The organism is Burkholderia pyrrocinia (genome assembly GCF_018417535.1).
GTDB lineage: Bacteria > Pseudomonadota > Gammaproteobacteria > Burkholderiales > Burkholderiaceae > Burkholderia > Burkholderia pyrrocinia_E.
Genome location: NZ_CP070977.1, coordinates 3,783,141 through 3,797,661 on the forward strand (window position 1 = coordinate 3,783,141; position 14,521 = coordinate 3,797,661).

Annotated in this window: 14 protein-coding genes; 10 read left to right on the top strand and 4 right to left on the bottom strand. The window is 69.6% G+C overall.

Going from position 1 to position 14,521, the window contains the following annotated elements; translation table 11 throughout:
- Positions 1 to 10: 10 nt before the first annotated feature.
- Together JYG32_RS17565 and JYG32_RS17570 are read right to left on the bottom strand one after the other, a co-directional pair.
- A complete protein-coding gene (locus tag JYG32_RS17565; RefSeq protein ID WP_213264220.1) occupies positions 11 to 925 on the bottom strand; it encodes a metal ABC transporter solute-binding protein in 915 nt (304 codons plus the stop codon).
- 47 nt (positions 926 to 972) lie between these two features.
- Positions 973 to 1,434, bottom strand: coding sequence for a Fur family transcriptional regulator (locus JYG32_RS17570; RefSeq protein WP_011546084.1), 462 nt, complete (start codon positions 1,432 to 1,434; stop codon positions 973 to 975).
- Positions 1,435 to 1,762: 328 nt separating this feature from the next.
- Between JYG32_RS17570 and JYG32_RS17575 the strand changes: the two genes are divergently transcribed.
- The 8 genes from JYG32_RS17575 to JYG32_RS17610 all read left to right on the top strand — a co-directional run bounded on the left by JYG32_RS17575 (position 1,763) and on the right by JYG32_RS17610 (position 10,080).
- Positions 1,763 to 2,539 (top strand): L-iditol 2-dehydrogenase, encoded by a 777-nt coding sequence (locus JYG32_RS17575; RefSeq protein WP_213264221.1) that lies wholly within the window; start codon positions 1,763 to 1,765, stop codon positions 2,537 to 2,539.
- A 96-nt stretch (positions 2,540 to 2,635) separates the two neighbouring features.
- On the top strand, positions 2,636 to 3,592 hold the full coding sequence (locus JYG32_RS17580; protein ID WP_174384170.1) for a sugar kinase: 957 nt from the start codon (positions 2,636 to 2,638) through the stop codon (positions 3,590 to 3,592).
- Complete coding sequence (locus JYG32_RS17585) at positions 3,580 to 4,941, top strand: D-tagatose-bisphosphate aldolase, class II, non-catalytic subunit (RefSeq protein ID WP_213264222.1); 1,362 nt, start codon at positions 3,580 to 3,582, stop codon at positions 4,939 to 4,941. The genes JYG32_RS17580 and JYG32_RS17585 overlap by 13 nt, the downstream gene beginning before the upstream one ends.
- Before the next feature lie 57 nt (positions 4,942 to 4,998).
- A complete protein-coding gene (locus JYG32_RS17590) occupies positions 4,999 to 6,324 on the top strand; it encodes an ABC transporter substrate-binding protein (RefSeq protein ID WP_213264223.1) in 1,326 nt (441 codons plus the stop codon).
- Positions 6,325 to 6,424: 100 nt separating this feature from the next.
- A complete protein-coding gene (locus JYG32_RS17595; RefSeq protein ID WP_213264224.1) occupies positions 6,425 to 7,372 on the top strand; it encodes a carbohydrate ABC transporter permease in 948 nt (315 codons plus the stop codon).
- Positions 7,369 to 8,220: a carbohydrate ABC transporter permease gene (locus JYG32_RS17600; RefSeq protein ID WP_213264225.1), complete on the top strand. Its 852-nt coding sequence runs from the start codon at positions 7,369 to 7,371 to the stop codon at positions 8,218 to 8,220. Before JYG32_RS17595 ends, JYG32_RS17600 begins: the two co-directional genes overlap by 4 nt.
- Positions 8,217 to 8,915, top strand: a complete 699-nt coding sequence (locus JYG32_RS17605; RefSeq protein ID WP_213264226.1) for an HAD family hydrolase — start codon at positions 8,217 to 8,219, stop codon at positions 8,913 to 8,915. Before JYG32_RS17600 ends, JYG32_RS17605 begins: the two co-directional genes overlap by 4 nt.
- A 55-nt stretch (positions 8,916 to 8,970) precedes the next feature.
- The gene (locus JYG32_RS17610; RefSeq protein WP_213264227.1) at positions 8,971 to 10,080 is read left to right on the top strand and encodes an ABC transporter ATP-binding protein; all 1,110 of its coding nucleotides are present in this window, start codon (positions 8,971 to 8,973) and stop codon (positions 10,078 to 10,080) included.
- 13 nt (positions 10,081 to 10,093) lie between these two features.
- Here the strand turns inward: JYG32_RS17610 and JYG32_RS17615 are convergent, their stop codons facing one another.
- Positions 10,094 to 10,978, bottom strand: a complete 885-nt coding sequence (locus tag JYG32_RS17615) for a LysR family transcriptional regulator (RefSeq protein WP_213264228.1) — start codon at positions 10,976 to 10,978, stop codon at positions 10,094 to 10,096.
- Between the two features lie 114 nt (positions 10,979 to 11,092).
- On the opposite strand from JYG32_RS17615, the gene JYG32_RS17620 reads away from it, so the two are divergent.
- Positions 11,093 to 12,289, top strand: coding sequence for a serine hydrolase domain-containing protein (locus JYG32_RS17620; RefSeq protein WP_213264229.1), 1,197 nt, complete (start codon positions 11,093 to 11,095; stop codon positions 12,287 to 12,289).
- Positions 12,286 to 13,497, top strand: coding sequence for an MFS transporter (locus JYG32_RS17625; protein WP_213264230.1), 1,212 nt, complete (start codon positions 12,286 to 12,288; stop codon positions 13,495 to 13,497). The genes JYG32_RS17620 and JYG32_RS17625 overlap by 4 nt, the downstream gene beginning before the upstream one ends.
- A gap of 16 nt (positions 13,498 to 13,513) precedes the next feature.
- On the opposite strand, the gene JYG32_RS17630 is transcribed toward JYG32_RS17625, so the two are convergent.
- Complete coding sequence (locus JYG32_RS17630; protein WP_174384304.1) at positions 13,514 to 14,521, bottom strand: sugar-binding transcriptional regulator; 1,008 nt, start codon at positions 14,519 to 14,521, stop codon at positions 13,514 to 13,516.

Below are 14,521 nucleotides of genomic sequence, written 5' to 3' on the forward strand. Positions count from 1 at the left end.
TTGCGGTCGTTTATTTCCTGGCGGCCGAAAGCGCGGCGGAGAGTGCATCGAGCTGGCCGGCCATCCATTGCTGGAAGGTCTTGCCGGCCGGCTGCGTCTCGGTGACGCTGACGGTCGGCACGCCGCCGTCGCGCGCAATCTTCAGCATCCGCTTGGTCATCGGTTCTTCAGCCTGGCTGTTATAGATCAGCACGCGCACCTGCTTCTTGCGCAGGTCGTTCTCGAACGCGGCGACGTCCTGCGCGCTCGCTTCGGTGTTGTTCATCGTCGCGAGCTGGAAGCGCTGGTTGCGCATGTCGAGGCCGATCGCGTCGGACATGTAGCCGAACACGGGCTCGGTGGCCGTCACCGGCACGCCCTTGTACTGTGCGCGCAGCGCGGCGACCTTGTCGTCGACGGGCTTCAGCGACGCGACGAACTTCTGCAGGTTCGCGTCGTAGTCGGCCTGGTTCGCCGGGTCGGCACGGCCGAGCTCGGCCGCGATCGCGCGCGCGGCGGCCGGCATCGTCGCCGGGTCGTACCACAGGTGCGGGTTGTCACCGGTCTTCTTGCCGACGAGATCGGCGACGACGATCGTCGTGCGCTTCGCCTGCTTCGACGCGCCGAGCAGCTTGCCCATCCACGGATCGTAGTCGGCGCCGTTGTAGATCACGACCTGCGCGTGCTGGAGCGCGCGGGCGGTCTTCGGGCTCGCTTCGAACAGGTGCGGATCCTGGTCGGGATTGCTGAGGATGCTCGTGACCGCGACGTGGCGGCCGCCGATCTGCGACACGACATCGCCATAGAAGTTCTCGGCGGCGACGACGTTGACGGTCGCGGCCTGCGCGAACGCGGGTGCCGCGAGCGACAGCGCGGCGGCAGCGGCGGCAAGCCAGCGGACAGGCGACAGGGCGCGCCGCGGCGCGCGCTTCAGGGCAATGGACATGGAACTCCTCGTTGGATGGGGCGGCGCATGCGCCGCGCGATGCGGCGTCAGCGTTGCGCGGGCTTGCGCTTGCAGTGCCCGCACAGGCCGCTCAGCTCGACGACCTGGTGGTGGACTTCGAAACCGTGCGCCGGCTCGCTCGCGGACAACTGCTTCGCGAGGTCGCCGCCGGGGATCTCGACGGTGTCGCCGCACGAATCGCAGATCAGGAACTGGCCTTCGTGCGGCACGCCGATCTCGCAGCACGCGAAGAATGCGTTCTTCGATTCGATCCGGTGGATGAAGCCGTGCTCGACGAGGAAATCCAGCGCGCGATAGACGGTCGTGGGCGGCACGCGGCCGCGCTGCGGTTCGAGCTCGGCGAGCAGGTCGTACGCGCCGATCGGGCGCTGTGCGGCCAGCACGCGTTCGTAGACCTGGCGGCGCAGCGGCGTCCACGCGAGCCCGTGCTCGGCGGCGAATGCGTCGGCCCGGGACAGCCGGGCGTCAATGGACGATGAGGTAGCCATGGCGTGAAGCAGGCAGTGAAACAGAGTACGGCGATGATATAACGTATCGTCGCGCAGTGCAGCGCGAATTCCCTATCCAGTCCACGCTCCGTCCCCTTCATCGCCGATCCGGCCGCACCGCACCGCGCGTGCCGCGCCTTGCCGGGCGTGCGCTGCCGGCCGTTGCCGTGCGCCGTTGTGCCGCAGCGCGTCATAGAAAGCCGTCACGTCGCCTTGACAGCGCGTATCGCGTATCCGATGATTCGATCAACAACAGAGCAATTGATCGGTCAGCGAGCGTTAGCTCACATCGTGACCGTCGTGCAGCAGAACGAACCGGAGACAACCAGTGAGACTGGAAGACAAGGTCGCGATCCTGACTGGCGCCGCAAGCGGCATCGGCGAGGCGGTCGCGCAACGCTATCTGGACGAGGGCGCGCGCTGCGTGCTCGTCGACGTGAAGCCGGCAGGCGGCTCGCTCGCGCGGCTCATCGACGCGAATCCCGGCCGCGCGGTGGCCGTCACCGCCGACGTCACGCGCCGCGACGACATCGAGCGGATCGTCGCCACCGCGGTCGAGCGCTTCGGCGGCGTCGACATCCTGTTCAACAACGCGGCGCTGTTCGACATGCGCCCGATCCTCGACGAATCGTGGGACGTGTTCGACCGGCTGTTCGCGGTCAACGTGAAAGGGCTGTTCTTCCTGATGCAGGCCGTCGCGCAGCGGATGGTCGAGCAGGGGCGCGGCGGCAAGATCGTCAACATGTCGTCGCAGGCCGGCCGGCGCGGCGAGGCACTCGTTTCGCACTACTGCGCGACCAAGGCCGCGGTGATCAGCTACACGCAGTCGGCCGCGCTCGCGCTCGCGCCGCACCGGATCAACGTGAACGGCATTGCGCCGGGCGTCGTCGACACGCCGATGTGGGAGCAGGTCGACGCGCTGTTCGCGCGCTACGAGAACCGGCCGCTCGGCGAGAAGAAGCGGCTCGTCGGTGAAGCCGTGCCGCTCGGCCGCATGGGCGTGCCGGGCGACCTGACGGGCGCCGCGCTGTTCCTCGCGTCGGCCGATGCCGACTACATCACCGCCCAGACGCTGAACGTCGACGGCGGCAACTGGATGAGCTGACATGGCGCCGCTCGCACGCGCAACCTGCCGGCCGGCCTGCGACGACGCGGCATCGCCGCACGCCGCGGCCGCCGTCGAACGAGGAGGGCACGCCTGATGGCCGCGATCGTCGTCGCCGGCGAGCTGCTCGCCGAATTCGTCGCCGCCGAGCGCGGCCAGGGTTTCGACACGCCGGGCCTGTTCGCCGGGCCGTTCCCGAGCGGCGCGCCCGCGATCTTTGCCGATCAGGCCGCGCGGCTCGGCGCGCGCGTCGCGTATGCGGGCTGCGTCGGTCGCGACGCGTTCGGCGACGCGATCGTCGCGCGGCTCGAACGCGACGGCGTCGATGTCGCGCGCATCCGCCGCGTCGCGCGCCCGACCGGCACCGCGTTCGTCGCGTATCGCGACGACGGCTCGCGCAGCTTCGTCTTCAGTCTCTCCACCAGCGCGGCCGCGTGCGTCGATGCCTCCGACGTCGACACGGCCATGTTCGACGGCTGCCGTTATTTCCATGTGATGGGTTCGTCGCTGACGAGCGAATCGGCGATCGCGGCGGTCCAGCGCGGCGTGATCGAGGCCGCGCGCGCCGGCGCGAAGGTGTCGTTCGATCCGAACGTGCGCCCGGAGATGCTGAGCTTCCGCCCGATGCGCGCGGCGCTCGACGAGATGCTCGCCGCGTGCCACCTGTTCCTGCCGAGCGAGGCCGACCTGCCGTTCTTCTGCGGGCCGCAGCCGGCCGAGCGCGCGATCGCGGGCCTGCTCGCGACGCATCCGCTGCTCGAGCGTGTCGTGCTGAAGCGCGGCTCGGCAGGCAGCGTCGCGTTCGACCGCGCGAGCCGTGTCGACGCGCCGGCTTTTCAGGTCGACGAAATCGACCCGACCGGCGCCGGCGACTGCTTCGGCGGCACGCTGGTCGCAAGCCTCGTCGCGGGCGTGCCGATCGAGGTCGCGCTGCGCCGTGCGAACGCGGCCGGCGCGATCGCGGTCACGCGGCGCGGCCCGATGGAAGGCAACAGCAGCGTGGCCGAGATCGACCGTTTCCTGACCGAACGAGGTGTCGCATGTCCGGCCTGACGACCGTCGCGGAACGCTCGCGCACCGCGCACGCGGACGCCGTGCTGCGGATGATCTTCGATGCGAACCGCGCGGACGCGCAGCGCGGCATCTATTCGATCTGCAGCGCGCACCGGCTCGTGCTGGAGGCCGCGTGCGAAGCCGCGCGCGCGGACGGCTCGCCGCTCCTGATCGAGGCGACCTGCAACCAGGTGAACCATCTCGGCGGCTATACGGGCATGACGCCCGCCGATTTCCGTCGCGACGTCGACGCGATCGCCGCGCGCTGCGGGCTCGCGCCGTCGGCGCTCGTGCTCGGCGGCGACCATCTCGGCCCGAACCCGTGGCGGCACCGCCGCGCGGCCGACGCGATGCGCGAGGCCGGCGCGATGGTCGCCGCGTATGTCGAAGCCGGTTTCGAAAAGATCCACCTCGATGCGAGCATGGCGTGCGCGGACGATCCGGCGCGGCTCGACGACCGCACGATCGCCGCGCGCGCGGCCGAACTCTGCCGCGTGGCGGAAGACGCGGCGGCGCGCGCCGGTGTCGCGCCCGTCTACGTGATCGGCACCGAGGTGCCGACCCCGGGCGGCGAAGTCAGCGGCAATCCGGGCGATGCGGGCGACACGGCGATCGCGCAGATCGCGGTCACGCGCAGCGACAGCATCGCCGCGACGCTCGACGCGCACCGCAGCGCGTTCGCGGCGGCCGGGCTCGACGATGCATGGACGCGCGTCGTCGCGATCGTCGCGCAGCCGGGCGTCGACTTCGACGATCGCCACGTGCTCGACTACGACAGCGCGAAGGCCGCGTCGCTCGGCGCGAGTATCCTGCAGACACCGCGCCTCGTGTTCGAGGCGCATTCGACCGATTACCAGACCGAGGGTGCGCTTGCCGCGCTCGTGCGCGACCACTTCGCGGTGCTGAAGGTCGGCCCCGCGCTGACGTTCGCGCTGCGCGAGGCGCTGTTCGCGCTGACATTCATCGAGGATGCGCTGATCGACGACGTCGCGCAGCGATCGCGGTTGCGCGACGTCGTCGATGCCGCGATGCGCGCGCAGCCCGAGCACTGGGCACCGTACTACCGCGGCGACGAAACCGAGCAGCGGCTCGCGCGCCAGTTCAGCTACAGCGACCGCATTCGCTACTACTGGCTGCAGCCGGCCGTTGCGGCCGCGGTCGAGCAACTGTTCGGCAACCTCGCGCGGCAGCCGGTGCCCGAGACGCTCGTCGCGCAGTGGCTGCCGGATGTCTACGCGGCGTGCCGCGCGGGCGGGCTCGCGAAGGAGCCGCGCGCGTGGGTGCGCCACCGGATACGCGACGTGATCGCGCACTATGCGCGCGCGTGCGGAATGCAGCGGCCGGCTTGACGGGCCGCGAAGGAAACGCAGGACCGACGACACTTCGAACAACACAGGAGACATGCCATGCAACGAAAGATGCTCGACGCCGCCGCACGCTGCTTCGCCGGAGCCGCGCTCGCGACGGCCGCCTGCGCCGCGTCCGCGGGCACGCTGACGATCGCGACGCTGAACAACCCCGACATGATCGAGCTGAAGAAGCTGTCGCCGGCGTTCGAGAAGGCGAACCCCGACATCAAGCTGAACTGGGTGATCCTCGAGGAAAACGTGCTGCGCCAGCGCGCGACGACCGACATCACGACCGGCAGCGGCCAGTTCGACGTGATGGCGATCGGCACCTACGAGACGCCGCAGTGGGGCAAGCGCGGCTGGCTCGCGCCGATCACGGGCCTGCCAGCCGACTACGACCTCAACGACATCGTGAAGACCGCGCGCGACAGCCTGTCGTACAACGGCCAGCTCTATGCGCTGCCGTTCTACGTCGAAAGCTCGATGACGTTCTACCGCAAGGACCTGTTCGCGGCGAAGGGGCTGAAGATGCCCGACCAGCCGACCTACGACCAGATCGCCGAGTTCGCGGACAAGCTCACCGACAAGTCGAAGGGCACCTACGGGATCTGCCTGCGCGGCAAGGCCGGCTGGGGCGAGAACATGGCGTTCGTGTCGACGGTCGTGAACACGTTCGGCGGGCGCTGGTTCGACGAGAACTGGAACGCGCAGCTCACGTCGCCCGAATGGAAGAAGGCGATCACGTTCTACGTGAACCTGCTGAAGAAGGACGGCCCGCCGGGAGCGAGCTCGAACGGCTTCAACGAGAACCTGACGCTGACCGCGTCGGGCAAGTGCGCGATGTGGATCGACGCGACGGTCGCGGCCGGGATGCTCTATAACAAGCAGCAGTCGCAGGTCGCCGACAAGATCGGCTTCGCGCCCGCGCCGGTCGCCGTCACGCCGAAGGGCTCGCACTGGCTGTGGGCGTGGGCGCTGGCCGTGCCGAAAACGTCGAAGCAGCAGGACGCCGCGCGCAAGTTCATCGCGTGGGCGACGTCGAAGCAGTACATCGAGATGGCCGGCAAGGACGAGGGCTGGGCGTCGGTGCCGCCGGGCACGCGCACGTCGACCTATCAGCGTCCCGAGTACAAGGCTGCCGCGCCGTTCTCGGACTTCGTGCTGAAGGCGATCGAGACGGCCGACCCGAACGACCCGTCGCTGAAGAAGGTGCCGTACACGGGCGTGCAGTACGTCGGGATTCCTGAATTCCAGTCGTTCGGCACGGTGGTCGGCCAGTCGATCGCAGGTGCGGTTGCCGGCCAGATGACGGTCGACCAGGCGCTCGCCGCCGGGCAGGCCGCCGCCGACCGCGCGGTACGGCAGGCCGGCTACAAGAAGTAACGCGGCCCCGCACCGTGCGCCGACGCGTGCGGTGCGGGCGCCCAAGCCGAAAGGCGGGCAGGCCGTTCGCGCCCGCGCATCAACCGGAGGGACCCTGATCATGCGTCACCTGCGTCTTCCCCTGAGCCACGCGCCGTCGGTCGGCGACGCGTCGTCGCCGCCGGGCGCGCCGCGCCGCGCGCGCGGCGGCGCGAGCTGGCTCGTGTCGCCGTCCGTCGCGGTGCTGCTGCTGTGGATGTCGATCCCGCTCGCGATGACGATCTGGTATTCGTTCTCGCGCTACAACCTGCTGAACCCGGATGTGAAGGGTTTCGCGGGGCTCGACAACTACCGTTTCCTAGCAACCGATCCGTCGTTCCTGCCCGCGATCTGGCACACGCTCGTGCTGATCGGCGCGGTACTCGCGATCACGGTGATCGGCGGCGTGCTGATGTCCGTGCTGTTCGATCGCAAGTTCTATGGGCAGGGCATCGCGCGGCTGCTCGCGATCGCGCCGTTCTTCGTGATGCCGACGGTATCCGCGCTGATCTGGAAGAACATGATCCTGCACCCGGTGTACGGGCTCGTCGCGAATGCGATGCGCGCGCTCGGGATGACGCCGATCGACTGGTTCGCCGATTACCCGCTCACCGCGGTGATCATGATCGTTGCGTGGCAATGGCTGCCGTTCGCGTTCCTGATCCTGTTCACCGCGATCCAGTCGCTCGACCAGGAACAGAAGGAAGCCGCGCGCATCGACGGCGCGGGCCCGATCGCGATGTTCTTCTACATCACGCTGCCGCACCTGAAGCGCGCGATCGCCGTGGTCGTGATGATGGAGACGATTTTCCTGCTGTCGATCTTCGCGGAGATCTACACGACGACCGGCGGCGGCCCGGGCGACGCGACGACCAACCTGTCGTACCTGATCTACGCGCTCGGCCTGCAGCAGTTCGACGTCGGCCTCGCGTCCGCCGGCGGCATCATCGCCGTCGTGGTCGCGAACGTCGTGTCGTTCTTCCTCGTGCGGATGCTCGCGCGCAACCTGAAGGGAGAGTACGAGAAATGAGCGATCTGACCTTCGAAGGCCGGCGCGTGCCGGCCGTGTTCGACCTCGCGCGGCGCGCGCTGCCCGGCGCGCTCGCGTGGCTGATCGCGCTGCTGCTGTTCTTCCCGATCTTCTGGATGGCGATCACCGCGTTCAAGACCGAGCAGCAGGCGTATGCATCGTCGCTGTTCTTCATGCCGACGCTCGACAGCTTCCGCGAGGTGTTCGCGCGCAGCAACTACTTCTCGTTCGCGTGGAATTCGGTGCTGATCTCGGCGGGCGTCACGGTGATCTCGCTGCTGTTCGCGGTGCCGGCCGCCTATGCGATGGCGTTCTTCCCGAACCACCGCACGCAGAAGGTGCTGCTGTGGATGCTGTCGACGAAGATGATGCCGTCGGTCGGCGTGCTCGTGCCGATCTACCTGCTGTGGAAGAACGCGGGGCTGCTCGACACGGTGTCGGGCCTCGTGATCGTCTACACGCTGATCAACCTGCCGATCGCGGTGTGGATGACCTTCACGTACTTCAACGAGATTCCGAAGGATATCCTGGAAGCCGGGCGCATCGACGGTGCATCGACGTGGCAGGAGATCGTCTACCTGCTGATGCCGATGGCGCTGCCCGGGCTTGCGTCGACCGCGCTGCTGCTGGTGATCCTGTCGTGGAACGAGGCGTTCTGGAGCATCAACCTGTCGAGCTCGAACGCGGCGCCGCTGACCGTGTTCATCGCGTCGTACTCGAGCCCCGAGGGGCTGTTCTGGGCGAAGCTGTCCGCCGCTTCGCTGCTCGCGGTCGCGCCGATCCTGATCGTCGGCTGGCTGTCGCAGAAGCAGCTCGTGCGCGGGCTCACGTTCGGGGCGGTCAAGTGAGCGCGGCCGGCCAGGGTGCGAACGTGCTGATCTGCGATTGCGACGGCGTGCTGATCGACAGCGAGGCCGTCGCCGCTGACGTGATCGTGCGCGAGCTCGATGCGCGCTGGCCGGGCGTCGATGCACGGCCGGCCGTGATGCCGCTGCTCGGACTGCGCATCGAACGCGTGCTGGCAGGCGCGGCCGACGCCGTCGGCCGCACGTTGTCGGCGGACGACGTCGATGCGATCCGCCGCGCGGTCGAGGCGGCGGCCGTCAATGCGCCGATGGTCGACGGCATCGACGCGGCGCTCGGCGCGATTCGGTTGACGACGGCCTGCGCGAGCAACAGCTACCGCGCCTACGTCGAGGCGGCGCTCGCGCGCACGGGCCTCGCGCGCTTCTTCGGCGACCGGCTGTTCTGCGCGGATGCCGTCGCGCGGCCGAAGCCGGCGCCGGACGTGTATCTCGCGGCCGCGCGCACGCTTGGGGTGGCGCCCGCGCAGTGCCTGGTCGTCGAGGACAGCGTGACCGGCATCACCGCGGCGGCCGCAGCCGGCATGACCGTGCTCGGCTTCGTCGGCGGCGGGCATGCGTCGGCCGCGCAGATCGACGCGCTGCGCGGCATCGGCGCGCGTCACGTATTCGACGACATGCACGAGCTGCCCGGTTACGTCGCGCGCTGGCAGGCGACGGGCGCGGTGCTGCCGAACTAGCAACGATTGCGCGCCGCGTGCCACGCGGCGCATCACGAACGAACGGAGACAGATCATGGCAAGCGTGCTCCTGCGCAACATCGCGAAGCGCTACGACGAAACCGAAGTGCTGCGCAACGTGAACCTCGACATCGCCGACGGCGAATTCGTCGTGTTCGTCGGCCCGAGCGGCTGCGGCAAATCCACGCTGATGCGGATGATCGCGGGCCTGGAAGATATTTCGAGCGGCGACCTGCTGATCGACGGCGCGAAGGTCAACGACGTGCCGAGCGCGAAGCGCGGCATCGCGATGGTGTTCCAGTCGTATGCGCTGTACCCGCACATGACGCTGTACGACAACATGGCGTTCGGCCTCAAGCTCGCGGGCGCGAAGAAGCCCGAGATCGACCAGGCCGTGAAGCAGGCCGCGAAGATCCTGCACATCGATCACCTGCTCGACCGCAAGCCGAAGCAACTGTCGGGCGGCCAGCGGCAGCGTGTCGCGATCGGCCGCGCGATCACGCGCAAGCCGAAGGTGTTCCTGTTCGACGAGCCGCTGTCGAACCTCGACGCCGCGCTGCGCGTGAAGATGCGGCTGGAGTTCGCGCGGCTGCACGACGAGCTGAAGACGACGATGATCTACGTGACGCACGACCAGGTCGAGGCGATGACGCTCGCGGACAAGATCGTCGTGCTGTCGGGCGGCGCGGTGCAGCAGGTCGGCACGCCGAACGAGCTGTACCACGCGCCGGCGAACCAGTTCGTCGCGGGCTTCATCGGCTCGCCGAAGATGAACTTCCTGAAAGGCACGGTCGAATCGGTCGATGCGGGCGGCGTGCTCGTACGCTTCGACAGCGGCGAGACGCAACGCGTCGCGGTCGAAGCGGTCGGGCTGCAGCGTGGCGCTGCGGTGACCGTCGGCGTGCGGCCCGAGCACCTGCTGGTCGGCACGGCGGCCACGGGTGTCGCCGCGCGGACGATGGCCGTCGAATCGCTCGGCGATGCCGCGTATCTGTACGCGGAGTCGGCGGTCGCACCGGACGGGCTGATCGCGCGGATTCCGCCGCTCGATACGTATCGCACCGGCGAAGCGCTGCATGTGCACGCACAGGCCGAGCACTGCCATCTGTTCGACGAGCACGGGCAGGCATTGCGGCGGCTCGGCGCGCATGCAAAGGCCGCGTGACGGCCGCGATCGGTCAGAGGCGCAGGTTTGCAGCCATGAAGTCGACGAACGCGCGCAGCTTCGGCGTCGGATGGCGGCCTGACGGCCACAACACGTAGATCGGCGTGCAACTCGCGACGTGCTCGTCGAGCACCGCGCACAGCGTGCCGTCGTCGAGCGAATCGCGTACGAAGAACTCGGGCAGGCACGCGATGCCGAGCCCGCGCAGCGTGAAGCACAGGCGCGCTTCCGCGTTGTTGCTGACCATCGATACGGGCACCTCGGGCAGCGTGCCCGTGCGCGGTACGCGCAGCGGCCAGGTTTCGAGCTTGCCGCTGCTCGGAAAGCGGTAGTGCAGGCAGCGGTGCAGCGCGAGATCGGCCGGGGTGCGCGGCGTGCCATGCCGGGCGAGGTAGTCGGGCGACGCGACGAGGTGCTGGCGGAAATGGCGGAGCAGCCGCGACGACAGGCGTGAATCCGTCGGCTGGCCGGTGCGCAGCACCGCGTCGAATCCTTCTTCGACGACGTCGACGAGCCGGTCGCTGAAATCGATATCGAGTTCGATTTCCGGATACGCGGCCATGAAATCGGCGAGCACCGGCAGCAGCAGCGTGCCGATCGTCGGCAGGCTCACGCGCAAACGCCCGCGCGGCGCTTCGGCGCTGTGCGTCAGTTCCTGCTCGGCCGCGTCGATCTCGGCGATCACGCGCCGGCAGCGCTCGAGAAAACGCGTGCCTTCGGCCGTCAGCGTGATGCTGCGCGTGCTGCGGTGAAACAGCCGCACGTTCAGGCGCGCCTCGAGCCGCGCGATGCGCTTGCCGATTGCCGATGCCGACAGCCCGAGCGCGCGGCCGGCCGCGACGAAGCTGCGCGTTTCCGCGACCTGGACGAACACGACGAACCCGCCGAGATTTTCCATGCAAGTTTCCGATTGCGGACACCAGCGTCCGGAGTGTCCGGAACTCTAACCCGGTTTTTCTTCTTGCGTCGGCTCCCTACGATGGACGCTCGTTCATTGTCGAGAGGTCACGCCATGTCATCCCTGCCTGTCACCGCTTCCCGCGCCGAACCGGACGCCGCACTGCGCCACCGGCTCGACGACGCGCTCGATCGCGCACTCGCCGACGAGCGCATGGTCGGCGCGGTCGTGCTGGTCGCGCGCGACGGCGAGCTGTGCTATGCGCGCGCCGCCGGGCTCGCCGATCGCGAAGCCGGTACGCCGATGCGGGAAGACGCGCTGTTCCGGCTCGCGTCGGTCACGAAGCCGGTCGTGACGGCCGCCGCGATGCGGCTCGTCGCGGCGGGGCGCATCGCGCTCGACGAACCCGTCGCGCGCTGGTTGCCCGAATTCCGCCCCGCGCTGCCCGATGGCGCGGCCGCCGCGATCACGTTGCGCCATCTGCTGTCGCATACGGCCGGCCTCGGCTACCGCTTCCTCGAAGCCGACGGCGACGGCCCGTATGCGCGCGCCGGCGTGTCCGACGGGATGGATCGCGCGGGCATCTCGCTCGCCGAGAATGTGCGGCGCATCGCCAGCGTGCCGCTGCAGTTCGCGCCCGGCACGGCGTGGGGCTATTCGCTCGCGACCGACGTGGTCGGCGCGCTGATCGAGGCGGTCGACGGCCGGCCGCTCGCCGACGCAGTGGCCGCGCTCGTCACGACACCGCTCGGGATGACCGACACCGCGTTCGTCGCGCACGACGCCGCGCGCTTCGCGACGCCTTACGTGAGCACGCCGGGCGCACCGCGCCGGATGGCCGACATCGATCTCGTGCCGGCGTTCGACGGCATGATCGGCATCCGCTTCGAACCGGCGCGCGTGTTCGACGGCGATGCGTGGCCGTCGGGCGGCGCGGGGATGGTCGGCACCGCGCGCGATTGCGTGACGCTGCTCGACGCGCTGCGCACCGGCCGCGACGGCTGGCTCGAACCCGCGTGGATCGACGAGATGGCGCGCATCCAGCCGGGCGCGCACGAACTGCAGGATGCGCCAGGCTTCGGCTTCGGGCTCGGCTTTTCGGTGCTGCGGGATCCGGCGGCCGCGCAGTCGCCGGAATCGGTCGGCACCTGGCGCTGGGGCGGCGCGTACGGGCATGCATGGTTCGTCGACCGCGCGGCCGGGCTGACGGTCGTCGCACTGACCAACACGCTGTACGAGGGCATGCACGGGCGGATCGTGACCGATGTGCGCGATGCGGTGTACGGCGTCGAGGTCGGGAGCGCGGCATGAGCGACTGCACACCGATTGACGGCGCGGTTTCCGTCGGGCCGGCGCAAGCGCGCGAGCGCCTGCCGGTCGCGAACCTGCTGGCGCTCGCGACGGCCGCGTTCATCACGATCCTCACCGAAGCGTTGCCGGCCGGACTGCTGCCGCTGATGAGCGTCGACCTGCGCGTACCCGACGCGCTGATCGGCCAGCTCGTGACCGTGTATGCGCTCGGCTCGATCGTCGCGGCGATTCCGCTCGTCGCCGCGACGCGCACGATGCGCCGGCGCCGCCTGCTGCTCGCGGCGCTGGCCGGCTTCGTCGTGTCGAATGCGCTGACCGCCGCGTCGCCGTACTACGCGCTCACGCTCGCCGCGCGCTTCGTCGCGGGCATGTCGGCCGGGCTGCTGTGGGCGTTGCTGGCCGGCTATGCGAGCCGGATGGTCGAAGCGTCGCTGCGCGGCCGCGCGATCGCGGTCGCGATGCTCGGCGCGCCGGTCGCGATGTCGATCGGCATTCCGGCCGGCACCGCGCTGGGCGCGGCGCTCGGCTGGCGCGTCGCGTTCGCGTTGATTACGCTCGCGGCGCTTGCGCTGATCGGCTGGATCCGCTTGCGCGTACCCGATTACCCGGGGCTGCAGGCCGGCGCGCGCGAACCGGTGCTCGGCGTGTTGACGCTGCCCGGCGTGCGGCCGGTGCTGATCGTGATGTTCGCGTACGTGCTCGCGCACAACATGCTGTACACGTACGTCGCGCCGTTCCTCGCGGGCATGCGGATGGGTGCGCAGGTCGACGTGGTGCTGTTGGTGTTCGGCATCGCGTCGCTGGTCGGCATCGCGCTGACGGGCGCGTGGATCGGCGCCGCGCAACGGCGCCTGACGCTCGCCAGCATCGCGCTGTTCGCGCTCGCGGCGGCGATGCTCGGCGCCGGATCGGGGATGACGATCGTCTATGCGGGCGTCGCGCTGTGGGGGCTTGCCTTCGGCGGCGCGCCGACGCTGTTCCAGACCGCCGCCGCGAACGCCGCGGGGGAGTCGGCCGACGTCGCGCAGTCGATGCTCGTGACGGTGTGGAATCTCGCGATCGCCGGTGGCGGCATCGCGGGCGGGATGCTGCTCGGCGCAACCGGCGCCGGCGCGATTCCGTGGGTGCTCGTGGCGCTGCTGGCGGCCGCGTGGATCGGTGCGTGGCGCGCGCGCCGGCATGCGTTTCCGGCGCCGCGCACGGCCTGAGCGTTCGACTGCGGCGTCAGTCGGCCTTCGCGTCGAGCGCGGCGCGCGCGCAGGTTTCGTCGGTGACGAGCCCCGACACCCAGCCGCCGCGCAGCGCGGCGATCACCGCGTCGCGTTTCTTTGGGCCGCCCGCGAACGCGATCGTCGGGCGTTTCGGCGGCGCGGCGAGCGACACGCTCGTCACGCGCGCGCTGGTCGACACGTCGATCAGCTTGCCGTGCGCGTCGATCGGCATGCCGAGCAGCTCGGCCACCGCGCCGAGTGCGGTCATTTCGTCGCGCTCCTGTTCGGTGATGAAGCCGTCTTCGTAGAGCGGGCAGTGCGGGCCGGTGTTGCCGATCCCGACGAACGCGACGTCGGCCTTGCCCGACAGCGCCTCGACGATCCGGTACAGCCGGTGGTTGCACCACTGCGCGCGCTCGGCGGGGCTGTCGGCGAACAATGGCGCGGGCAGCAGGAAGTGCTTGCTGCCGGTCTTCTCGGAGATGTACTGCGCGACGTCGTAGCGGTTCGACGAGCCGTCGGCCGCGATCGCGCCGACCATCGACACGAGCCGGTGCTGCGGGCGGTCGATCTGCGCGATCTGCGCGACGGCGGCCTTCAGCGTCCGGCCGCTGCTGACGGCGATCACCATCGGCCGCGTCTCGCCCAGGTAGCGCTCCATCACCTGCGCGCCGGCGACCGCGAGCTTGCGGTCGATTGCTTCGGGCGCATCGGCATCGACGGGCACGACTTCGCACATCGCGAGGCCGTAGCGCTTCGACAGCTGCGCGCCGAGATCGAGACAGTCGGCGAGCTGGTGGTCGACGCGCACGCGGATCAGGTTCTTCTCGACCGCGAACGCGACGAGGCGCTGCGCGACCGGGCGCGACACCTGCAGTTTTTCGGCGATTTCGTTCTGCGTGTCGCCCGCGACGTAGTAGAGCCACGCGGCACGCGTGGCGAGATCGAGTTTTTCTGAGGACTTGGACACGATAGCGATTCGATTCGGATCTGGGCCGGCCGGCGGGCCGCACGACGGCAT